The organism is Pseudomonas sp. P4_C1 (assembly GCF_056402155.1).
Window position 1 is genome coordinate 1 of sequence record NZ_JBFUHY010000059.1, and the last position, 19,686, is coordinate 19,686.

The window sequence follows — 19,686 nt, forward strand, 5'->3', positions numbered from 1 at the left end:
CACCCTCAAACGCTCCATCGGCTATGTGATCCAGCAAGTCGGCCTGTTCCCGAACATGACCGTTGAGGAAAACATTTGCGTCGTTCCCAATCTGTTGGGGTGGGACAAAACCAAAAGCCGAAAGCGCGCCGCGGAGTTGCTGGAAGTGGTCGCGCTGGATCCGTCGAAATTTCTCAAGCGCTATCCGTGTGAGCTTTCCGGTGGTCAACAGCAACGCGTAGGCGTGGCCCGGGCCCTGGCAGCGGATCCGCCGGTGATGCTGATGGACGAGCCCTTTGGCGCGATCGACCCGATCAACCGGGAAGTGATCCAGGACGAATTCATGCGCATCCAGCGCCTCGTCAACAAGACCGTGCTGTTTGTCAGTCATGACATCGATGAAGCGGTGAAGATGGCGGATTGCGTCGCCCTGTTCCATAACGGAAAAATCCAGCAGTTCGGCAGCTCGGATGATCTGCTGGCCCGGCCCAACAGCGAGTTCGTGGCGAACTTCATGGGCGGCGACCGGATCATGAAGCGCCTGCGTCTGCTGCGTGCGGCTGACGTGGCCAGCAAGGTCCCGCCACGGGAACACATGCAGATCGTGGGCGGCAACAGCGCTGTCGTTTCGCAATCGCACCTGATCGTCAAGCCCGGGGATGACCTGCGCCAGGTGCTTTCGCAGTTGCTGGGTCGCGGCCAGGACTGGGCACTTTGCAACGACAGCGACGGACGTTTTATCGGCTATGTCCACCAGGCCGACATCCTGGCGCGACTGGTTGAAAACATTACTCCGGTGGTGCACTGACAATGTCTGACTTACTGATCGGATTGTGGAAAGGGCTGCAATTTTACTGGGGCGATATCAGCTACCTGACGGTCCAGCATCTGCAGATCGTGGCGGTCAGTGGGGTGCTGGCGCTGGTCATCGCGCTGCCGCTGGGCGTCTGGATGAGCCGTCCGGCGAACCAGCGTTACGCCATGGCCAGCATGCAGGTCCTTAACGTAGGGCAGGCGATCCCCAAGCTCGCGTTGCTGGCGTTGGCCATGAGTTTCATTGGTGTCGGCAGCGGCGCGGCCATCATCGGCTTGTTTGTCGCGACGTTGTTGCCCGTGGCAGTCAATACCTACGAAGGCCTGCGTGCGGTGCCGCAGCACCTGGTCGAAGCGGCCGAGGCCATGGGCATGACGCCACGGGAAACGCTGTGGAAAGTTGAAATTCCGAACGCGATGAACGTGATTTTCGCCGGCATCCGCACGGCGCTGGCGATCAACGTCGGTACCGCGCCGCTGGCCTTCCTGGTCGGTGGCGGTGGGTTGGGCGAGTTGATCTTTACCGGGATCGACTTGAACGACTTCGGCATGATGCTGGCCGGCGCCGCGGCGACCGCGCTGTTGGCGATTGCGGTCGATCTGGGCTGCGGCTTGATTCAAAACATTGCAGTGTCACGGGGCTTGAGGTTGGCCGGGCGCGAATGAATCTGAAGACCATAGACAAAAATCAATAATATGAGGTGCACGATGATTTATCGAATGCTGGCCAGTCTGATCTTTACCCTGAGTCTTGTTTGCGGTGTTGTGGGCAGTGCTTCTGCCAACAGCACGATTGTGGTCGGCGGCAAGAAGTTTACCGAGCAGCAATTGGTTGCCGAGATGACCGCTCAACTCCTGCGCGCCAATGGCTACAGTGTTGATAAACGCCCGGACCTGGGTTCTTCCGTATTGCGCGCGGCGCAAGAGAACGGTCAGGTCGATGTTTATTGGGAATACACCGGCACTTCACTGATTACTTACAATAAAGTCACGGACAAGCTCAACGCCGACGAAACGTACAAGAAAATCAGCGAGCTGGATGCGCAGAAAGGCATCACCTGGCTGAACCCTTCCAAGGCCAACAACACTTACGCCTTTGCCATGCGCAAGGAAGAGGCCGAGAAGGATGGAATCGCCTCGATCAGCGATCTTGCGCAGAAGATCGAAACAGGCAAGTCCTATAAGTTTGCCTCCAACGCTGAGTTCTTTTCCCGGCCTGATGGCCTGCGTCCTCTGCAAGAGACCTACAAGTTTGAATTTGAACGCAAGAACATCGTCCGCATGGACGGCGGGCTGACCTATCAGGCGCTCAGGGACGGGCAGGTCGATCTGGCCCTGGTCCTGTCGACGGATGGGCGGATTCCGGCCTTCGGCTTTGTGGTGCTGCAAGACGATAAAGGCTTCTTCCCCAGCTACGCGCTGACCCCGGTGATTCGCACTGAAGTGTTCAAGGCGAATCCAAAGATCGGCGAGTTGCTCAACGCCCTGTCGTCCAGGCTGGATGACGACACCATCGCGGGCCTCAATTCCCGGGTCGATGTCGGCCGTGAATCCATCGAGAGCGTGTCCCGGGAATTCCTGCAAAAGAATCAGTTGCTGTAGGAGCTGCCGAAGGCTGCGATCTTTGACGTAGCCTTCAGAACCTACCAGGGCCGGCGGATAACCCCGGCCTTTTTTCCCCTGCCTCCCATTCATTCCCTTGCACCCACATCAGGTGCGAGCTGGTTTCGTTCGCCTGTACCCACTCGGAGAATAACAATGCAGTTGAATAAAAAGTTCGTGGCGTGCTCGTTTTTGCTAATGGCAGCAAGTGCTCAGGCGGATGACAGTATCGAACGCATGACCCTCGCCGACATGCGTCATGCGTTGGACAACGGGACTCTCAGTTCCGAACATTTGGTGCAGCACTATCTGGATAACATTCAGGCGAACAATCACCAGGGCCAGAACATCAATGCGCTGGTGACCATCAATGAACAGGCGATCGATCAGGCCCGCAAGTGGGATGCTGAACGGGCGAAAAATTCCACTGCCAGGTACGCACCGCTGGCCGGTATTCCGTTCGTGGTGAAGGACAACTTTGACACCGCCGGTATGGTCACCTCCGGGGGCTCCTTCGTGCTGCGTTCGTCGGTGCCAAGCCAGGATGCCTTCACCGTCAAGAAGCTGATCGACGGGCAAGCCATTGTGCTCGGCAAAGCCAATCTGTCGGAACTGGCCGCATCCTTTGGCTGGTTTGGCTACAGCTCGTTTGGCGGCCAGACGCTGAACCCGCGGAACACCAAGCGTGATGCATCCGGCTCCAGCAGCGGTTCTGCCGCCTCGGTGGCGGCGGCGTTCGCACCCTTCGCATTGGGGTCGGATACGAGCGGCTCGATCCGGGCACCGGCCAGTGTCACCGGCACGGTGGGTTTTCGACCTTCGCTGGGGCTGATCAGTCGTAGCGGCATCATTCCGCTGTCGCTCGCGTTCGATACCGCAGGCGTCATTACCGACAGCGTGCTGGATCAGGCCATCGTGCTTGATGTGATCAAGGGCCAGGACAAAAGCGACGCGGCGACCTTCGACCTTGCTGCAGACAAAATACAGTTCGAACCGGCACTGAGCCGTACCTCGCTGCAAGGCAAGACCATTGGCGTAATCAACAATTTCAAGGGGGCGAACCCGGAAGTGGATGCGGTCTATAAAGCTGCGCAGGAAACGCTCGTCAAGCGCGGTGCGCAGGTCGTCTCCATCGAATTGCCAAAAGCCTTTGAAACCCTGTGGAGCGACGTGCTCGGCCCAGTGGGGGAGAGCGAATTCAAGCCGCAATTCGAACGCTACCTCACCACCCTCAATCCAGGCCAACCGCGAACGCTTGCGCAGTTTCTCGACCTTGCCAGGCAAAATCAGGCGCAAAACGCTGCGCATGGGATGAACCCGGCACGCCTGGCCGGACTGGAAACGGTAGCGAATGCCGCAAGCACCGATTCGCCGCAGTACATCTCCATTCTTTCCCGGAAGATTCCACAGTTGCGCGCGCAACTGATGGGCATCATGAAGCAGAACAAGGTCGACAGCCTGTTTTTTGCGACCATCAATTGCCCGGCTTCGGTGGTGCACGGTGTGAACGATGACAGTTACCTGTGCAAGTCCGGCGATACCTACGCGTCGTCGTACATTGCCTCGGCCACGGGATTTCCCGAGATCACCGTTCCGGCAGGCATCATCGAGGGCAACCTGCCGGTGGGTGTTTCGTTCCTGGSCGGCTACGGCGAAGACGCCAAGGTGGTGGGTTTCGGCTACGCGTTCCTTGGGCGGTAACCGTCAGACCTGTTCCAGCAACCAGGTACGAAACGCGACGAGTGAAGGCAGCATTTCGTTGCGCGGCGGATAGGCCAGGTAGTAACTGCGCTGGCTGGCGAAGGGCTGATCGAGGCTGATCAGTTCGTTGTTGGCCAACTCGTCGGCCACCAGGATACGTGGCACCAGGCCGATGCCGATGCCGGCCCTGACGGCCTGGATCAAGTGCGAGGTGAGTTCGAAACTCGGCCCCAGCCGCATCATCCGATGGGGCAGGGCGTGGTGGCTGAACCACTCGCCCCAGACGTTGGCGTTGCTTGCGACGTTAAGCAGCATCTGACCGCCAATGCGTTCCGGGGTCCAGGTGTCGTGGGCTTGCGCCGCTTGTGGGGACATGATCACCAGCAGTTCTTCGGTGTGCAGGCGATGGCTGATCAGCCCCGGCAAGTCGGCATTGCCGACGACTATCGCGGCGTCGATGCCGCTGGTTTCAAAGTCGATGGCATCGATCCGGGAATTGATGTGCACCAACATGCCGGGATGGGTTTTGTAGAAGTCATGCAGGCGCGGCAATAACCACTTCGAGCCGAAGGTCGGCAAGGTGGCCAGGCGCAACGTGCCGCTGCCGGATTGATAAGCCATGGCCTGCAATGTGGCGCTGCGGATGCGTCCGAGCGCTTCGCTCATTTCCCGCTGATAAAGACGACCGACATCGGTCAGCTGTACTTGCCTGCCTTCACGGCGGAACAGCGTCAGGCCCAGTTGCTGCTCCAGCGCCTGGACTTGCCGGCTCACCGCGCTTTGGGTCAGTGACAGTTCCATCGCGGCGCGGGTATAGCTTTCATGGCGGGCGGCGGCTTCAAAGGCCAGCAGCAACGACATCGAAGGAGTGAGGTGACGGTAATTCATTCGTAAAAGTCATCGATAGCGGCAGGATTATCCGTTTGTCCGGCGCCAGAGCCTGCAGGATCATTGGCATGGCCGACGACCTGAGGCTGACCCATTAATGCTCAGGCGACAAGTGTTTTGAGTTTTCCCGTGATTAGACCGACAAGAGAACAGCCTGCGATGATCGCTCAGTTGCCCACCGTTGCACCCGCGGCCCAGTACCCGGAGTTTCTGCAAGCCCTGCACACCAGCGGCTTTCGCGGTCAGCTCAGCGCCGACTACGCCACCCGCACCGTGCTGGCGACCGACAACTCGATTTACCAGCGGCTGCCGCAAGCGGCGGTGTTCCCCCTGGATGCGGATGACATCGCACGCATCGCAACCTTGATGGCCGAGCCACGCTTCCGCCAGATCAAGCTGACCCCGCGCGGTGGTGGCACCGGCACCAACGGGCAGTCATTGACCGATGGCGTCGTGGTCGACCTGTCGCGGCACATGAACGCCATCCTCGAAATCAACGTTGCCGAGCGCTGGGTGCGGGTGCAGACGGGCGTGGTCAAGGACCAGCTCAATGCCGCGCTCAAGCCGCACGGGCTGTTCTTTGCGCCGGAGCTGTCGACGTCCAACCGTGCCACCGTCGGCGGCATGATCAACACCGACGCCAGCGGCCAGGGCAGTTGCACCTATGGCAAGACCCGTGATCACGTTCTGGAATTGCACAGCGTGCTGCTCGGCGGTGAGCGCCTGCACAGCCATCCGCTGTCCGAAGTGGAACTGGAGGCGGCTTGCGCGCAGTCCGGCCGTATCGGCGAAGTGTACCGGGTGGCGCGCAATATTCAGGAGACCCAGGCCGAGCTGATCGAATCGGTATTCCCCAAACTCAACCGTTGCCTGACCGGTTACGACCTGGCACACCTGCGCGATGAGCAAGGGCGTTTCAACCTCAACAGCGTGCTGTGTGGTGCGGAAGGGTCATTGGGCTACGTTGTCGAAGCCAAGCTCAACGTGCTGCCGATTCCCGGGTATTCGGTGCTGGTGAACGTGCGTTACGGCAGCTTCATGGATGCGCTGCGTGACGCCAATGCGTTGCTGGCGCACAAGCCGTTGTCCATCGAAACCGTGGACTCCAGGGTGTTGCTGCTGGCGATGAAAGACATCGTCTGGCACAGCGTCGCCGAGTATTTTCCGACGGATGCCGAACGTCCGACGCTGGGCATCAATCTGGTGGAGTTCAGCGGGGAAGACGTGGCGGACGTGAACGTTCGCGTGGCGTCGTTCGTGGCGCATCTGCAGGCCGACACGACGATCGAGCGGCTGGGCCACACGCTGGCCGAGGGGGCCGAAGCCGTGTCCCGCGTCTACACCATGCGCAAGCGCTCGGTAGGGCTATTGGGCAATGTCGAAGGCGAGGTTCGGCCGCAGCCTTTTGTTGAAGACACCGCCGTACCGCCGGAGAAGCTGGCCGACTACATAACCGAGTTTCGTGAATTGCTCGACAGTTATGGCCTGAGCTACGGCATGTTCGGTCACGTCGATGCCGGCGTACTGCATGTGCGCCCGGCGCTGGACATGAAAGACTCGGCCCAGGCCGCGCTGATCAAGCCAATTTCCGACGCCGTGGCCGAGTTGACCCGGCGTTACGGCGGGTTGCTATGGGGCGAGCACGGCAAGGGCTTGCGTTCGGAATACGTCCCCGAGTTTTTTGGCGAGTTGTACCCGGCTTTGCAATCGCTCAAGGGCGCCTTCGACCCGCACAACCAACTCAACCCCGGGAAGATCTGCACGCCACCGGAGGCTGCCCAAGGCTTGCTCAAGGTCAACGAAGTGACGCTGCGCGGTGATCTGGATCGGCAGATCGACGAGCGCGTCTGGCAAAGCTTCGGTACCGCCATGCACTGCAACGGTAACGGCGCCTGCTACAACTACGACCCCTCTGATGCGATGTGTCCGTCGTGGAAAGCCACCCGTGAGCGCCAGCATTCGCCGAAGGGCAGGGCGTCGTTGATTCGCGAATGGTTGCGTCTGCAAGGCGCGGCCAATATTGACGTATTGCAAGCAGCCCGCGGCAAGTTGTCGTGGTTGAGCGGGTTGCCGACGCGGTTACGCAATAACCTGGCGCGCTCGCGTGGCGAGGCGGATTTCTCCCATGAGGTCTATGACGCGATGGCCGGCTGCCTGGCCTGTAAATCCTGCGCGGGACAATGCCCGGTCAAGGTCAACGTCCCGGAATTCCGTTCGCGTTTTCTGGAGCTGTACCACGGTCGCTATCAACGACCGCTGCGTGACTACCTGATCGGCTCGCTGGAGTTCACCATTCCCTACATGGCTTACGCGCCGGGTCTGTACAACGCGGTGATGGGCTCGAAATGGGTGAGCCGCCTGCTGGAGCGACAGGTCGGCATGCTCGACAGCCCRCTGATCCACCGCCATGACTTGCAGGCCACGTTGACCCGCTGCAAGGTCGCGGTCGCCAGCGTGCCGGCTCTGCGCGAACTGACCGCGGCACAACGTGAGCGCAGCGTGGTGTTGGTGCAGGACGCCTTCACCCGTTACTTCGAAACGCCGTTGCTGGCGAACTTTATCCAGTTGGCGCATCAGTTGGGGTATCGGGTGTTTCTGGCGCCCTATAGCGCCAACGGCAAGCCTTTGCACGTACAGGGATTCCTCGGCGCCTTCGCCAAGGCGGCGATCCGCAATGGCAATCAGCTCAAGGCGCTCGCCGACTGCGGCGTACCGCTGGTGGGACTGGACCCGGCGATGACGCTGGTCTACCGCCAGGAATATCAAAAAGTACCAGGACTCGACGATTGCCCGAAGGTCTTGCTGCCTCAGGAATGGCTGTCCGATGCGTTGCCGGAAAACCCGCATCCCGCGACCGGAACCTTCCGTTTGTTGGCGCACTGCACCGAGAAAACCAATGTCCCGGCCAGCACTTCGCAATGGGAAGCCGTTTTTGCCCGGCTCGGGCTCAAGCTGACGACTGAGGCGACCGGCTGCTGCGGCATGTCCGGAACCTTCGGCCATGAAGCTCGTAACCAGGGCAGCTCACGAACCATTTTTGAGCAATCCTGGTCCGGCAAGCTGGAAAAAGAGAGCGAGGCGCTGGCAACGGGATACTCCTGTCGCAGTCAGGTGAAACGCTTTGCCAACGTGCAATTGCGCCATCCATTGGAGGTTGTGTTAGAGCGTATGCTCGCGAAGTGAAGAGGAACGCCATGCCAGACCGTCGCTATTCGACCCATAGCAGCCAATCACCCAAGGCGCTACGCTCGCAGGCACGCTCCTTCAGGTACTGACAATTACGATATGAAACGCATACTTGATCGTTTACGTGGCTGGGCCAGAAAGCTAAAACGACAAACCATGGTTCTCTGGTTTTGCTATCAGCATCCGCAAACACCCTGGTTACCCAAATGGATTGCGGTTTTTGTCGTGGCGTATGCGCTGAGTCCAATCGACCTCATTCCTGATTTCATTCCAGTGCTTGGATACCTGGACGACGTGATCATTTTGCCGCTTGGCATTCTGCTCGCTATTCGGTTGATGCCGGCGCAGGTGCTCGAGGACTGTCAGCTCAAAGCGAGTGAGTGGGAGCAAAGCCATGTGAAGCGGCCAGCGAACAGGTTTGCTGCAGTGATCGTAGTATTAGTCTGGCTCGTTGCTGCGGGTATTTTGGGGGCTTACTTCCTCAGGGCGTGAAGCCGCCTGTCGCAGTAGCCAGAAATTGATCGCCCGGATTAATACCCATGTGCAGACGGATACTGAATTGCTTGCATCCCCCATGGGGGGGATAAGACTCGTGTTATTCATGAATCGTGAAGACTCAAATGATGAGTGAGCTCGAACACAACCATCCCCACACCCACCACACCCACCAAAGTCACGAAGCGATCATCAAGCGTCTCAAGCGGGCGGACGGCCACTTACGCGGCATCATCACCATGATCGAAGAGGGGCGTCAGTGCGTGGACATCGCCCAGCAGCTGCATGCTGTTGAAAAAGCGGTGTGCCAAGCCAAGCGCACGCTCATTCAGGATCGCATCGATCACTGTCTGGAAGACACCATCTCGGCGTTGAACAATGGTGAGCGCGCACCACTGGAAGCCTTCAAGCAGATCACCAAGTACCTCTAGGCCTGCCATGCCCGCGCTGCAAGCGCTACGGTTTCTGGTCTGAAGACTGACCAGCCAGCCTTGGCAAAACTCAGGAACTTACGGTCGTCTATCTGGCCATCGGCGATGCTGATCATCGATCACGTACGGGTGTTCGTGATCCACACCATCCTGCCCGTCGAGGTGAGTGTGATCGACCGGCAGGTTCTCATGGGTGTGTTTGATCGACTCTTGGTCATGCGCAGGACGCCAGATCACGATACTGACCACCAGTGCGCCACCTGCCACGACAGCGAGCCCGACAAACGACGCCGTGAGGCTGATGTTGGCACCCAGCCATCCCGCCAATGGGTAGGTAATCAACCAGCAGGCATGGGACAGTGCAAATTGGGCGGCAAACAGTGCCGGGCGATCTTCGGCATGTGCCGAGCGACGCAACAGCCGACCGCTCGGGGTCTGGGCCAGGGAATAGCCCACGCCGAGTACCATCCACAGAGGCAACAGGAAGTTGTAGGTGGTCAGGTTGATGCCAATTGCCAAGCCTGCGACCAGGATTGCTCCGCCAAACAGCATGGCTGTTCGGTCTTTGATGTCTTTCAACAGCCGAGGCAACACCAGGGCTGCGATCATCGAGCCACCGCCGAACGCGGCCAACGCCAGTGCTGTGGAGCTCTGAGGCAAAGCGAAGCGCGATTGGACCAGCACCACCGTATTGACGATGACCATGGCACTGGCCGCCGCTACCGTCAGGTTTAACGCCAACAGCCCGCGCAAGCGAGGTGTTGCCAGGAAGATGCGCATGCCGCGGGTAGTTCGCTCGTAAATACTGCGCCGTGGCGTCTGCTTCGCCTTCGGCAGCAGGACTGTCGAGACCAGGGCTGCCGAGGTGAGAAAACCGATGACCGTGCCGGCGAACAGACTATGGAAGCTGACCACGGTCAGCAACGCGGCGGCGAGCATCGGGCTGGCGACGTTCTCGAGATCGTAGGCCAGGCGCGATAGGGACAGGGCGCGGGTGTAGTCGTCCTCATCTGGCAGTATGTCCGGAATGGTCGCTTGAAATGTTGGGGTGAATGCGGCTGAGGCTGATTGCAGGACAAAAATCAGTACGTAGACCTGCCAGACCTCCGTCACGAACGGCAGAGCCAACGCGACCAAGGCTCGTACTAAATCCAGCGAGACCAACATTGTTCGCCGGGGTAGACGCTCCGCAAAAGCCGCTGCAATCGGCGCGACACCAATGTAGGCCGTCATTTTGATCGCCAACGCTGTACCGAGGACAGCGCCCGCTTGGGCGCCTGCAAGATCGAATGCCAGCAGGCCTAGCGCGACAGTGGCAAGACCAGTCCCTACAAGTGCAATCACCTGGGCCAGGAAGAGGTGACGGTACGTTCGGTTGGCCAGGATTGTCAGCATGAGAAATCTCACAGGAAGAGGTGAACGCCTATCTGGTTGTCGCAATGCTGTTCAGTTAAGGAAATTGTAGGAGCGAGCTCGCTCCTACATTGATGCAAGCTGGCTTTCTCACATTTGTGGAGGCCAGTTATGCGATTCACCTTGGCATTCCTTGCACCATGCATAGAGTGCGTCGTACAGGATCAGTCCATGCGAAAGCATTTCATGATCATCGGAATATCGCTGCGACAATCCCAGTGAAATGGCGTACAACCCAGCCGATTGCGGAGTCAGATCCAGGCGGGAGGTATCAGCGCCACGGACGATCTTGGCCAACTGCTGCAAAGCGGGCTCATTGAGCTGGTACTTTTTCAGAAAAGCGTCGAAGCTGCACAGCTCGCCCTCATGAGTCAGTTCTACGCCGGGAATGTCGTAGGGCACAGCGTCTTTTTCCGCCGCTAAACGCAGCACGTCACCACTGGGTACGTATAAAAACTCAGGCTGCGGATCGATAAAGCGAGCGATCAGCCAGGGACAGGCGATGCGGTCAATCTTGGGCCGTTCACGTGTAATCCACCTCATGGAACACCTCCTGCCTGGCTCGGTAGGCTGGGTGATCTGGCGAGCCCAGTGCCCGCCAAAGACTGTTAACCGACTCGTGCGATCTAGCGCAGCAGATGTACTGCCAAACCGACGAGCGCGCAGGCCATCAACACCTGGATGACGCCCCGCTTGAAGCGGAACAAGGCGATCGCCGCGGCAATGGCGATCAGTGCCGAGGGCCAGTCGAGGTTGCCGCTGAAGCCTTTCGGCCAAAGTACGTGATAGCCGAAGAAACACGCCAGATTAAGGATCACACCGACGACGGCCGCCGTAATGGCGGTGAGCGGTGCGGTGAATTTGAGTTCGTTGTGAGTCGACTCTACCAGCGGACCACCCGCAAGGATGAACAGGAACGAGGGCAGGAAGGTGAACCAGGTCACCAGGGCGGCGGCCACAGCTCCCGCCAGAAATACTTGGTCGGCTCCGAATACTTGCGAGACATAGGCGCCAACAAAGCCGACGAACGCCACCACCATGATCAACGGCCCGGGGGTGGTTTCGCCTAACGCCAGGCCGTCGATCATCTGCGTCGGCGTTAACCAGCCATAGTGACCGACCGCGCCTTGGTAGACATACGGCAGCACAGCGTAGGCCCCGCCAAAGGTCAGCAACGCCGCCTTGGTAAAGAACCAGCCCATCTGGGTCAAGGTGCCTTCCCAGCCAAAGAGGGCGGTCAAAATCCCCATTGGCAATGCCCACAGTGCGGCGCCGATCAGTGCGAGCGGCACCAGTTTTAACCAACTGAATCGGGCATGCTCAGGGGATGGCGTGTCGTCATCGATCAACGCCGGACCATAAGACTTTTTGGCGGCGCTATGGCCACCGGTTCTGAACTGCTCGGGCGCCAGGCGTCCGCCGACATAACCGATTAACGCCGCCCCCAGCACGATCAGCGGGAACGGAACATTGAACGCGAAGATCGCGGTAAATGACGCCGCCGCTATCGCCCACAGCCAATTGTTCTTCAACGCCCGAGAGCCGATTCGATGGGCCGCCTGCACCACGATAGCTGTCACGGCAGGCTTGATCCCATAGAAGAGCCCGGCCACCACGGGCACTTCGCCGAACGCGATATACATCCACGACAGAGCGATCAGGATGAACAGTGAGGGCAGCACAAACAGTGCCCCCGCAATCACTCCACCCCAGGTTCGGTGCATCAGCCAGCCGATGTAAGTCGCCAATTGTTGAGCCTCTGGTCCAGGCAGCAACATGCAGTAATTAAGGGCATGCAGAAAGCGTCGTTCGGAGATCCAGCGCCGACGCTCCACCAGTTCCTGGTGCATGATCGAGATCTGTCCTGCTGGCCCGCCGAAGCTGATGAAACCCAGCTTCAACCAGAACCAGAAAGCCTCACGCAAACTGATCGGCTTTGGCCTCGACAGATTCTCTTCAACCGCTGGTGCGAAAACCTTATTCATTGGGTTGTTCCTCTTTTACAAACCCGGCGAGCAGGCCGTCGAAGATGGCGCTGGCGGCAACCAGCAGATGGTCGTCGTGGGTAATGGTTTCGCGCAGCCCAGCCAGTACACGTTCGATGCCAGCAGCCTCCACCGGCTGAATGCCTCCGACATCGAGGTAGTGCACCAAAGCCGCAATGCGGTTCAGGCCTGGCTCCTGAAGTTCAAAGCTGGCTTGCAGGGTTTCGAAGGTCACGCGGTTGCCGACATGACTGAAGGTCGCCTCATCGAAGTCGAAACCCAGTGCATCTACCGGGCAGTCCTGTGGGGTGTTCAGCCAGAGGATCTGAGCGTGGGGGTCAATGAAGCGGCGAATCAGCCAGGCACACGCCAGCCGGTCGACCCAGGGACGCTTACGGGTTGCCCAGATACGGCCCTGATAATCGCCAGGATTGAGTGCCGTTATTGGGTGGTTGCTGCTGTGTGGCTCATCCGGCGACAGGGCAATACTGACCGCCGTCTCTAGCTCCTGCAACGCCGAATCGATCTGCTGCTTCGGCTTGCCCGGGAAGTAATCGATGCTTACCAGTTGATCGTAGGCTTTGCGCAGCTTGCGAATTTGTTTGGTCGTCGCCAGCGCATTTTCAGCATTCAGCTGTCCACGGCATTCTTCGATCTGCGCACGAAGCTTGCCGTAATCATCGCTACGGTCGAACCACTCGACAAAGCGCTCACCATCAGGATCGACGACGGGCAGGACGAATGCGGTGCCATTGATGGCAAGGATGTCACGCTCGACAGACGCCAGCACTTCACGACAGAAACCGGTGTCAGGCAACAGGTAGGCGCCATCGCGCAAGACCGCAGCACCTGAAGCTTTCAAGGCACGCCAAGCGCGCATGCGTTCGGTGGCATTCGCGGTGGGTAGGCCTAGAATCAAAGTCAGCCATTTTTTCATGTAGATATCGCAATTTATTTTGTAATTGGAATTACATTATCTCTGTTTTACATGTTTGGAAAGCTGTCCTTGAGAGCAGAGGATTTTGGCAAGCATGGATGGCGATGCCGGGATAGGCGCAAACAGCGCCTGTACGCGCGCGATGGTGGCAGTGTCAAAAGGCAAATCAATGCGCTTTGGGCATTGGAGTGACAGGCGGCAATCGGCCAGGCCGCCGTGGTGAATCACGATGGCAAATTAGTGGCTATGCTTGGTCTGCTGTCGAAACCGATCAGGCAGTCCGGCAGGCTGCGCGGAAATGACCCGCAACGTGCCCTATGTCACCCGACTATTCTGCGTGAAGCATCCAGTTCAGGGGCGCAAATCCGCAACGACACTCGGGAAGACATGGAGCAAACCCTGCACCTGCAGGCGCAGGGTTTGGACTGGATCTGTCGGGATCACTCAGGATCGAATCGACTGTCGCTACGGTGCGGCTGGGCACTGCGAAAACGGGGATATGCTCACCCCAGACATGCAGGCCTTGGTCTGCACGCTCGCCAGAGGCGCAAAACGAGGCTGAGGAAATTGAAAGGAACAGAACATCTGGCAAAAGTGATTGCCGACGTTCAGTTCTACAATGGAGAGCGAGGAGAATCGTTACCTGAAACGATGATGTCAAATGCAACAAATGAAAATGATTTCGTTTTATCGCCGAAATGTTAAGAGACTGCTTCCGAGAGTAAAAAATTTCACCATGAAATTAGCATCGCCAAATGCATTGCTTAGTGTCGAATAGTTGGTTGGCGTGACACGTAAGACGTATAGCTTCGGTAGCTATTGCTTGTCTCGGGAGCTTCGCTCACGAAAACCAGCGTGAATCCAGGACAGAGAAAAAATTTGGCTAATGCTACGTGCGGTTTGTTCTCAGGTTCAGGTGTTGGCACAAAAGGTTAATTGGTTTCCGAATACCGCTTCTATTGGTCAATTTAGAAGGATTATGTTTGGAGATTGTGAAATGGATTTTTTCAGGAATAAAAGCGCCGCAAAGCCAGCCATACCCACCAGTTCAAATAAGCCGCGCTCGACCAAATGGCACCGCATGTACTTTTTTCTTGCGGGATTCGACGTGCTGGTTGTTGTGCTGAGCGTGCTATTGAATCACCTGATCGTCGATACCTATCACCGCTCCATCACGGCAAACCAGTCGTGGGTCCAACAGCTGTCGAGCTATTCAACGCTGGGCAGCCTGGCTTCCAAAGTCAATGCGCCGGGCAATAATGTGTTCGATACACATAATGTTGAAGCCGAATCGCGGAACATGAATGAAGCCTTGCGCGCCTTCAGCGAGCATTTGGCAATGGCCAAAAAACAGTTGGAAGTACGGATCGCCAATGAGGCTGAACACAGTGCAGATATACAAGCCTTTACCCTTGCATTGAAGGATGAGGTGGGTGCAATTGATGCCGCGATGGTCGAAATGGTGAACGAGGCCTTGCTGATCTTTTCCTACTTCAGGGAGGGGCAGTCGGATAATGCCGGCAAACGCATGGCAACGATGGACAGGAAGTATGCCCAGTTGCTCGCCTCACTCAGTACCGTGCGGGATCGCGTTGGCCTGATTCAAAGCAAGCTCCTGGAGGAGGAACTTGAGTCGGTCGAAGAACTGCGCCGGGTCGAATACGCGATCATGGTGTTCGTTCTACTGATGGTCAGTGCGGCCGTTATCTACGGGGGCAAGATCAGGCGCGAAATGGAGTCGCAAGCAGCCGAAAGGGAAGGTTATCTGGCAGTGCTGCGCGAAAGCGAGAAGCAGGCCCGCCAGCAAGCATCGCTGCTGGACAAGGCCCAGGACGCCATTGTCGTTCACGGGATGGATAACCGCATCCTGTACTGGAACAAAAGTGCCGAGCGTCTCTACGGTCTGTCAAAGGAAGAGGCACTCGGCAAATCGGCACAGGAGTTGATCTACCAGGGTAGCGCCGCTTTCAATGCGGCCACTGACAGCCTGATAGAAACGGGTGACTGGGCGGACGAAGTTACACTTCGACGCCGGGATGGCTGCACCATTACGCTCGAAAGTCATCGAACCCTGGTGCGAGACGATGATGGCCAGCCGCAATCCGTTCTGTCGATCAATACTGACATCACCCACCGTAAGACCGCTGAGCAAGAGGTCCAGCGTTTGGCCTTCTACGATCAGTTGACCGGGCTGGCCAACAGGCGGCTCATGTTGGACCGGTTACAGCATCTGCTGGCGGGCAGCTCCCGTAGCCTGCATACGAGCGGGATAATTCTCATTGACCTGGATAACTTCAAGGCACTGAACGACACGCTGGGGCATGACAGAGGCGACATGTTGCTGCAGCAAGTTGCTCTGCGCCTTTGCGGCTGCATACGCGAGAGCGACACCGTGGCTCGCCTGGGCGGAGACGAATTCGTCGTCCTGCTGGATGGCCTTAATGAGAATCCTCCAGAAGCAGCTATCCAGGCCAAGGCTATTGGCGAAAAGATTCTCAACGCTCTGAACATTTCCTACCAGTTGGATGGATATGAGCACCACAGCACCCCCAGCCTCGGCATTGCGCTGTTCCAGGGGCAACTGAGCACAGTGGACGATATTATGAAGCGCGCTGACCTGGCGATGTATCGCGCCAAGGCGGCGGGCCGCAATACCATGCGCTTCTTCGATCCGGACATGCAGGCGGTTGCCACGGCACGCGCCAGACTGGAAGTAGACTTGCGCCAAGGCTTGCAGGACAACGAATTCCTTCTTTATTACCAGCCGCAGGTGAATAGTGAGGGCCGTATCATTGGCGCAGAGGCGCTGATGAGATGGCAGAATCCTGAGCGCGGAGTCGTGTTTCCAGGCGAGTTCATTCCATTGGCAGAGGAAACGGGGTTGATTCTGCCGTTAGGCCGTTGGGCGCTGCAGGCAGCCTGCGATCAACTGGTTGCCTGGGCAAAGCATTCGGAAACCGCCCGACTGGGTATGGCTGTGAATGTCAGCGCCCGCCAGTTTCACCATCCGGACTTCGTCGAGGAGGTACTGCAAGTACTGAGATACACGGGGGCCGATCCGAGGAAATTGAAACTGGAACTGACCGAAGGCCTGCTGATAGAGGATATGGAAGGTACTGTCGCCAAAATGATCGAGTTGAAAGAGGTCGGCATAGGCCTTTCGCTGGATGATTTCGGAACCGGCTACTCGTCACTGTCATACCTGAAGAGCCTTCCGCTGGATCAACTCAAGATCGACCAGTCCTTCATCAGAGATGTGCTGGTTGATCCCAACGACGCCGCCATCGCCTGCGCGATTGTGAGCCTGAGCCAGATATTGGGGCTTTCGGTGATTGCAGAAGGTGTGGAGACAGAAGCTCAGCGCACCTTTCTGGTCAAGCATGGCTGCCAGACCTACCAGGGCTTCCTGTTTTCCCCGCCACTGCCAGCCGAACAATTTGAGGAGTATGTTCACGAAAGATTAATGGCGAGCACTGATTTTCCACGGACCAAGACTAAATTGCCATGACTTCGCAGGTGTCTGGGAACGTCAGCTTTCGGCTGTGGATTCAACCCAATGCAGGCGATCGCAGCCAATACAGTTACGGTCAGTTTGCCAGCGCCGAGAGTCACATCGTGCAAGATCTACCCGGTTGCGCTGCACTTGAGCATCATGCTGCGTCAATGCCTGTTGCAACCGCCAAACCACCGCTACACCAGGACAATACGTTTCAGCTTGGCGTTCAGTGCGGCGAACGCCGCTTCGGTACTGGCCTTGTGGTTGGTGATGAGCACGTCGATGCGTTCTGGCGGGCAGAAAGCGACACGGCTCTCCACGCCAATCTTGCTGTAATCGGCGAGGATGACTACGCCTTCGGCATTGTCGGCCATGGCGCGCGCCACTTCGGCTTCGCGGTGGTCGTAGTTGCTGGCACCGCGCTGGGCGTCGATGCCGACCGGCGACAACAGCGCCAGGTCGGCCCGATAGCGGGCAATTTCCGCCACCGTGGTGCTGCCGACCGTCGCCGGCGCACGATCGTCGAGTGAACCGCCCAGTACGAGCACCTCGTTGTGCCGACCGCCCGACGCGGCGGGGTTGCGCAGCTGCAGTGCCACGTTGAACGAGTTGGTGATCACGGTCAGACCTCCCAGCTTGGCCAACTCTTCGGCAAGGATGACGGTGGTGGTGCCCGCGTCGATGAACACTGTCTGCCCATGTGACAGCAGACTGACCGCGGCGCGCGCGAGGTCACGCTTGAACTTGACGTTGCTTTGCGCCCGCTCGGCGATGGGCGCTTCGTCCTCAACGCGGATGGCGCCGCCGTGTATCCGCTTCAACTCTCCCTGTTCTTCCAGAGCGACCAGGTCGCGCCGCACAGTCTCGCGAGAAACATTCAGCTCCGTGACGATGCGGTCGGTGGTGACGCGCTGCAAGGTCGATAGCAGTGCGCGGATCCGCTGGTAACGCTCTTCTTGCCACATACCGGGTGTCCCTGCTGTTCGAGTCGCTGTCCGAGCACGCATTGTGGAGGGGCGTCAGTCGCTGTCAAGTTTGGCGCGGCCCCAGGATCATTGAGCTGACAGGTCTGCGCGTAATGTTTGTGCAATATTGAGGCAATATTGTTTTTTTGTGTATTTGGAGCTAGCCTCGTGGCCGGACGGGCTCTTCCCCTCGTCCGTATTTCGAAACACGCTTTCGCCATCGCCTCGGTTGTAACCTCTCGTCTAGAAGTAGGAGCTATGCCATGCAGCGTCGCCAGTTTCTGAACACCCTCGCCACCGTTTCCGTCGTCTCACCGCTGTTGTTGTCATCCCGTATAACGCAAGCCGCCACGCCTGCGGCCACACCGAGTGCGCTGGACCCAGCGCGCTGGTCGCCGCTTAACCAAAAGCGTCTGCAAGCGGTGATCGATGAGCACGGCGTCAAAAGCGCGTCCTACCGTGCTGACCAGCGCCCATACGCGGTGTTCGACTGGGACAACACCTGCATCATGAACGACTGTGAAGAAGCGCTGCTGGTCTACCAGATCAATCATTTGCTGTACAAGCTGACGCCTGATGAGTTCGCTGCTGTGGTGCGTCAGGACGTACCGAACGGCGCGTTCATGAAGGACTACACCACGGTGGACGGCAAGCCGGTCAAGATGGAAGACATCGCCAGCGATGTGGAAGCGGATTACCGCTGGTTGCACGCCAACTACAAGGGGCTCGCTGGCGACAAGAGCCTGGAAGAGATCCAGGCCAGCGAGCAGTACAAGGATTTTCTCGCCAAGCTCTACTTCATGTACGACGCGATCTGCGAAAGTTACCCGGTGGAGATCGGCTACAAGTGGATTCTGTATTTCTACAAGAACATGACCACGGCTGAGTTGCAGGCGATGGCCGAGGCTTCCAACAACTACGCCATCGGCGACGCGCTGCGCAAGGTCAAGTACGAGAGTTCGCGCACATTGCCGGGCAGGGCCGGGGTGGTGGCCGATACCCACTTCCATGGCATTCGTATCCATGAGGAAATTCGCGGTCTGATGCACGCGCTGCGCGCCAACGGCATCGACGTCTATGTCAGCACCGCCTCGATCGACGATGTGGTACGCGTGTTCGCGGGCAATCCTCATTACGGATACGGCGTGCCGCCTGAGAACGTGATCGGCCTGCGCATGGCGATGGAAGACGGCACGTACACCACTCGCTATCAGCCAGACTGGCACTTCAATTACGGTCCGGGCAAGACCGTCGGCATCAAGAACGTGCTGGTTAAACAGAAGGGCTATGGCCCGGTGTTGGTGGCTGGCGACAGCGATGGCGATGCCTGGATGCTGCGCGACTTCAACGATACGGCGGTGGGGGTGATCGTCAACCGCATGAAGAAGGGCGAGATCGGCGCCGACAGCCAGCAGGCCGCTACCCAACTGGGCAAGCCGGACGCCCGCTTCGTCCTGCAGGGGCGCGACGAGCACACCGGCCTGATGATTCCAGACGAGAAATCACTCAAGTACGGTAAAGACGAGCTTAAGCTGCTGGCTTGATGGCACTGGCTCGCGGGTGGCCGGCGGCCATCCGCGAGCCGCAGTGCAACTCGCCTTGTATCTGCGGGAATGATGATTCTGCGTCGGAAGATCGGTACCGCTGCCGGCCCGAGTGAGTCAGTAAGTAGTATCGAGTCAAAATTGTGAGTTGCCCCAGGTTTTCGAGGCGCGCCCCACAGGCCGCTTTTGGCCGATTTGCCCTTCGGTGAGTGGCAAAAATCGACCCATAGCGGCCGGTCATAACCGATAAT

General features: G+C 58.3%; 15 protein-coding genes. 9 read left to right on the forward strand and 6 right to left on the reverse strand.

Going from position 1 to position 19,686, the window contains the following annotated elements; translation table 11 throughout:
- The 4 genes from AC1DU9_RS22700 to AC1DU9_RS22715 all read left to right on the forward strand — a co-directional run.
- Window positions 1-787 (forward strand): ATP-binding cassette domain-containing protein (locus tag AC1DU9_RS22700; protein ID WP_477810813.1); only part of this gene is annotated, 787 nt, incomplete at its 5' end.
- A gap of 2 nt (window positions 788-789) precedes the next feature.
- A complete protein-coding gene (locus AC1DU9_RS22705) occupies window positions 790-1,458 on the forward strand; it encodes an ABC transporter permease (RefSeq protein ID WP_108219551.1) in 669 nt (222 codons plus the stop codon).
- 42 nt (window positions 1,459-1,500) lie between these two features.
- The gene (locus tag AC1DU9_RS22710; protein WP_223462594.1) at window positions 1,501-2,394 is read left to right on the forward strand and encodes a glycine betaine ABC transporter substrate-binding protein; all 894 of its coding nucleotides are present in this window, start codon (window positions 1,501-1,503) and stop codon (window positions 2,392-2,394) included.
- A 156-nt stretch (window positions 2,395-2,550) separates the two neighbouring features.
- Complete coding sequence (locus AC1DU9_RS22715; RefSeq protein ID WP_477810814.1) at window positions 2,551-4,095, forward strand: amidase family protein; 1,545 nt, start codon at window positions 2,551-2,553, stop codon at window positions 4,093-4,095.
- Between the two features lie 3 nt (window positions 4,096-4,098).
- Here the strand turns inward: AC1DU9_RS22715 and AC1DU9_RS22720 are convergent, their stop codons facing one another.
- A complete protein-coding gene (locus tag AC1DU9_RS22720) occupies window positions 4,099-4,983 on the reverse strand; it encodes a LysR substrate-binding domain-containing protein (protein ID WP_477810815.1) in 885 nt (294 codons plus the stop codon).
- A gap of 159 nt (window positions 4,984-5,142) precedes the next feature.
- Between AC1DU9_RS22720 and ydiJ the strand changes: the two genes are divergently transcribed.
- The 3 genes from ydiJ (at window position 5,143) to AC1DU9_RS22735 (ending at window position 9,095) form a co-directional block, all read left to right on the forward strand.
- The gene (gene ydiJ, locus AC1DU9_RS22725; RefSeq protein WP_223462591.1) at window positions 5,143-8,166 is read left to right on the forward strand and encodes a D-2-hydroxyglutarate dehydrogenase YdiJ; all 3,024 of its coding nucleotides are present in this window, start codon (window positions 5,143-5,145) and stop codon (window positions 8,164-8,166) included.
- Window positions 8,167-8,268: 102 nt separating this feature from the next.
- On the forward strand, window positions 8,269-8,661 hold the full coding sequence (locus tag AC1DU9_RS22730; RefSeq protein ID WP_223462590.1) for a YkvA family protein: 393 nt from the start codon (window positions 8,269-8,271) through the stop codon (window positions 8,659-8,661).
- 131 nt (window positions 8,662-8,792) lie between these two features.
- Window positions 8,793-9,095 (forward strand): metal-sensing transcriptional repressor, encoded by a 303-nt coding sequence (locus tag AC1DU9_RS22735; protein WP_223462589.1) that lies wholly within the window; start codon window positions 8,793-8,795, stop codon window positions 9,093-9,095.
- A 78-nt stretch (window positions 9,096-9,173) separates the two neighbouring features.
- Here the strand turns inward: AC1DU9_RS22735 and AC1DU9_RS22740 are convergent, their stop codons facing one another.
- From AC1DU9_RS22740 to AC1DU9_RS22755, 4 genes are all read right to left on the reverse strand, one after another.
- Window positions 9,174-10,490: an MFS transporter gene (locus tag AC1DU9_RS22740; RefSeq protein ID WP_477810816.1), complete on the reverse strand. Its 1,317-nt coding sequence runs from the start codon at window positions 10,488-10,490 to the stop codon at window positions 9,174-9,176.
- Window positions 10,491-10,598: 108 nt separating this feature from the next.
- On the reverse strand, window positions 10,599-11,051 hold the full coding sequence (locus AC1DU9_RS22745) for a chromate resistance protein ChrB domain-containing protein (RefSeq protein WP_223462587.1): 453 nt from the start codon (window positions 11,049-11,051) through the stop codon (window positions 10,599-10,601).
- 83 nt (window positions 11,052-11,134) lie between these two features.
- Window positions 11,135-12,493, reverse strand: a complete 1,359-nt coding sequence (gene chrA, locus AC1DU9_RS22750; protein ID WP_223462586.1) for a chromate efflux transporter — start codon at window positions 12,491-12,493, stop codon at window positions 11,135-11,137.
- Window positions 12,486-13,430, reverse strand: a complete 945-nt coding sequence (locus AC1DU9_RS22755) for a chromate resistance protein ChrB domain-containing protein (protein ID WP_223462585.1) — start codon at window positions 13,428-13,430, stop codon at window positions 12,486-12,488. Before AC1DU9_RS22755 ends, chrA begins: the two co-directional genes overlap by 8 nt.
- Window positions 13,431-14,427: 997 nt before the next feature.
- Between AC1DU9_RS22755 and AC1DU9_RS22760 the strand changes: the two genes are divergently transcribed.
- Window positions 14,428-16,938, forward strand: a complete 2,511-nt coding sequence (locus tag AC1DU9_RS22760; protein ID WP_223462584.1) for a putative bifunctional diguanylate cyclase/phosphodiesterase — start codon at window positions 14,428-14,430, stop codon at window positions 16,936-16,938.
- A 182-nt stretch (window positions 16,939-17,120) separates the two neighbouring features.
- On the opposite strand, the gene AC1DU9_RS22765 is transcribed toward AC1DU9_RS22760, so the two are convergent.
- Complete coding sequence (locus AC1DU9_RS22765; RefSeq protein WP_223530222.1) at window positions 17,121-17,891, reverse strand: DeoR/GlpR family DNA-binding transcription regulator; 771 nt, start codon at window positions 17,889-17,891, stop codon at window positions 17,121-17,123.
- A 263-nt stretch (window positions 17,892-18,154) separates the two neighbouring features.
- On the opposite strand from AC1DU9_RS22765, the gene AC1DU9_RS22770 reads away from it, so the two are divergent.
- Window positions 18,155-19,435 (forward strand): haloacid dehalogenase-like hydrolase, encoded by a 1,281-nt coding sequence (locus AC1DU9_RS22770; RefSeq protein ID WP_477810817.1) that lies wholly within the window; start codon window positions 18,155-18,157, stop codon window positions 19,433-19,435.
- Window positions 19,436-19,686 lie beyond the last annotated feature (251 nt).

Coding starts and splice junctions, on each gene's coding strand:
- AC1DU9_RS22755 (WP_223462585.1), bottom strand. CDS start 13,430: ATGAAAAAATGGCTGACTTTGATTCTAGGCCTACCCACCGCGAATGCC.
- AC1DU9_RS22705 (WP_108219551.1), top strand. CDS start 790: ATGTCTGACTTACTGATCGGATTGTGGAAAGGGCTGCAATTTTACTGG.
- AC1DU9_RS22770 (WP_477810817.1), top strand. CDS start 18,155: ATGCAGCGTCGCCAGTTTCTGAACACCCTCGCCACCGTTTCCGTCGTC.
- AC1DU9_RS22765 (WP_223530222.1), bottom strand. CDS start 17,891: ATGTGGCAAGAAGAGCGTTACCAGCGGATCCGCGCACTGCTATCGACC.
- AC1DU9_RS22740 (WP_477810816.1), bottom strand. CDS start 10,490: ATGCTGACAATCCTGGCCAACCGAACGTACCGTCACCTCTTCCTGGCC.
- AC1DU9_RS22710 (WP_223462594.1), top strand. CDS start 1,501: ATGATTTATCGAATGCTGGCCAGTCTGATCTTTACCCTGAGTCTTGTT.
- AC1DU9_RS22720 (WP_477810815.1), bottom strand. CDS start 4,983: ATGAATTACCGTCACCTCACTCCTTCGATGTCGTTGCTGCTGGCCTTT.
- AC1DU9_RS22745 (WP_223462587.1), bottom strand. CDS start 11,051: ATGAGGTGGATTACACGTGAACGGCCCAAGATTGACCGCATCGCCTGT.
- AC1DU9_RS22760 (WP_223462584.1), top strand. CDS start 14,428: ATGGATTTTTTCAGGAATAAAAGCGCCGCAAAGCCAGCCATACCCACC.
- AC1DU9_RS22730 (WP_223462590.1), top strand. CDS start 8,269: ATGAAACGCATACTTGATCGTTTACGTGGCTGGGCCAGAAAGCTAAAA.
- AC1DU9_RS22735 (WP_223462589.1), top strand. CDS start 8,793: ATGAGTGAGCTCGAACACAACCATCCCCACACCCACCACACCCACCAA.
- chrA (WP_223462586.1), bottom strand. CDS start 12,493: ATGAATAAGGTTTTCGCACCAGCGGTTGAAGAGAATCTGTCGAGGCCA.